At 62.1% G+C, this 2447-nt stretch carries 2 protein-coding genes and 1 pseudogene; 2 read left to right on the top strand and 1 reads right to left on the bottom strand.

Annotation, left to right across the window (positions count from 1 at the left end):
• Positions 1-415, top strand: a pseudogene (locus L288_RS31185) (hypothetical protein); the annotation flags it as partial.
• 111 nt (positions 416-526) lie between these two features.
• Here the strand turns inward: L288_RS31185 and L288_RS31180 are convergent.
• Complete coding sequence (locus L288_RS31180) at positions 527-1144, bottom strand: alpha/beta hydrolase (RefSeq protein WP_013054035.1); 618 nt, start codon at positions 1142-1144, stop codon at positions 527-529.
• A gap of 965 nt (positions 1145-2109) precedes the next feature.
• Here L288_RS31180 and L288_RS31170 point away from each other — a divergent pair.
• A partial coding sequence (locus tag L288_RS31170) for a glutathione S-transferase N-terminal domain-containing protein (RefSeq protein WP_021238130.1) occupies positions 2110-2447 on the top strand: 338 nt, incomplete at its 3' end.

Here is a 2447-nt window from a genome sequence, read left to right as displayed (position 1 = left end):
CTCCGCCAAGCATGCTCAAGCTTCACGATTTTTGCAACAGAGCCCGGCGAGCGTCGCGCTGCACCACAAGCTCTGCCACACGCTGGGCGGCACCTTCGACATGCCGCATGCGCAGACCCACACCGCCGTGCTGCCCCATGCGATCGCCTATAATGCGCCGTCGGTGCCGGAGGCGATGGAACGGGCTAGCCGCGCACTAGGCGGCGGCGACCCCGCGACCAAGCTGTACGAACTGGCGGTGGGCCTGGGCGCGGAAATGTCGCTGGCGAAGCTCGGCATGCCCAAGGACGGCATCGCGAAGGCCGCCGCGCTGGCGGTCGCCAACCCCTATCCCAACCCCCGTCCGATCACGGAGGAGGGCATCGTGCAGCTTCTGAGCCGCGCGGTGGAGGGGCTTCCGCCGATCACCGCATAAGCAAAGGCCTGATCCTGGAACAGTGCCGGCCGCATCCGATCATTTCCGGATGCGGCCGGTTCTCGATCATCCGGCGCTCCCGTTCGGCCATGGCCAAGGACGGGACGAAATTCAGCGGCTTTCCGCGCCGAGCCAGCCCTGCACCGCCGCCTTGATCGGCAACGGCAGTTCATGCCCGCCTTCATAAGGGATGAAAGTCGCCCGCGCGCCGCTGGGGCCGGAGAGATAGGCTTCCGCCTGCTCGAACTTGTGGCGCGGGATCACATCGTCGAATTGGCCCCGGCAGAAGAGGACCGGCTTGTCGAGCAGGCCGTTGTCCGGCAGGTCGCCGTCCTCCACCGCGAAGCAGCCGCCGATCATGATGAGGCCGCTATAGGCCCCCGGATTGCTGAGCAGAAGACTGGCGGCCATCGCGGCGCCGTTGCTGAAACCGCATAGCCAGGGCCGTTGGCGGCCGGTATCTGCGGCGATCCAGTCGCCGACCTTCGACGTTTCGCCCGACAGGCTGGAGGGCAGGGCGACGCCGATCCCGGCATTTTCGAACCAGGCGAACCCCGGCCCCTGGGGAAGCGGCCCGCGATAGGAGCGAACATTCGCGCGGCCGAAAAGGGGCAGCGCGAACCCCGCTTCCCTTTCGGTGCTGCCGCGGCCGTGAAGATATACGATGTCGCGGCCGGACGGAATGTCGGGATTGTCGTATCGCATGACGATGGCATTGTCTCGAGACATGTTCGCTTCCAATTCCTGGCGATGCGAAGCCGAAGCGGCGTCCGGTCCGACGGCGTCGGCCCGGCTGCTCCGGCTTCCTGTTTTAGCGGGCTTTCCGGTCGGCGGATATTCCGCCTGCCGGGAAATGCTCAAGGCGACCATAGCATGCGATGGCTGCTTTCAAAGCGCGGTCGCTCAATCCCCATGACCGATTTGTGGGCAGTTGGCCCCGTTTCGATCAAATCCGTATCGCGAATATTCCTAATTCATTTGCAGCAATTTCCTCCGCAGGCGAAAGCTGCGATCCTTTCCGGACGGCCCGATAAGCATAATAATCACCGACGTGCCGGATAAGACAGGCGCTGATCCATAACAGCGCATGGAGAGGATATTCCTATGCTTCGATCTCCGGGCAATGCGCGGCGCGTCCGTCGCAATCCGCTCCCGGCCTCGACGTCCGCTGGCCCGCTCGCTGCGTGTCCGGCCCATGCGCAACATGGTCCAGGGGGAAACCCCGCCGCCTGTTTTCCGGAACGGCGGGAATGGCCCGATGAACTGCGCGGGCAGGCAAGTTGCGACCGTGCACCGGCTGGAATTCGTCAGTAGGGGAAGATCGAATGCCTAATGGAATGCGCTGTTTGGATCCCTCGATCGCCGATCGGATCACATCATTGTCGACGATGAGAAATAATGAGGAGATATTCGAAACATTCGGCTTCAGCTATAACACGCTGAGAAAAGTCTCGAACGGCATGCCGCTTCGCAGGTCACTTGCGGATCGGATTGAGGAACGTGCCAGAAAGGTTTTCGAAGCCGATGGATTTTTGAACATTTCGGCCTGATCGCATCGGATGGAATGCTCCGGCCTGTCGTTTCGGAGCGTTTTCCGACCGGGCGGATGATTGCTTCCGTTCGGGGCGACGCTCCGGTGCCGAACATATGCATTAAGCCATTTTTTGCCCAGTCCGCAGGAGAATTGCAGGGACATGTTGAAGCTCTACTACAATCCAGGTTCATGCTCATTGGCGTCCCATGCCGCATTGGAGGAAGCCGGCCTTCCTTATGAGGCGGAGCTGATCGACCTGACGCAAAACGCCCAGTTTTCAGACGCCTATCGTCAGAAAAACCCGTGGGCGCGGGTGCCCGCGCTCCAGATCGGCGATGATGTCCTGACCGAAAATATCGCCATCCTCAACCATATCGCGGAACTCGTGCCCGAAAAGGCCTTGCTGCCCACGGAAGGCCTTGCCCGCGCCCGGGCCCTGGAATGGCTCGCGCTGCGGCTCTGTTGCAAAGATTGGCGGCAGTCAGAGGTAGGCTGTCG

This window comes from Sphingobium quisquiliarum P25, from assembly GCF_000445065.1.
Lineage (GTDB): Bacteria > Pseudomonadota > Alphaproteobacteria > Sphingomonadales > Sphingomonadaceae > Sphingobium > Sphingobium quisquiliarum.
Note: the sequence above shows the minus strand (reverse complement) of the source record. Positions and strands in the feature narration are given on the sequence as shown.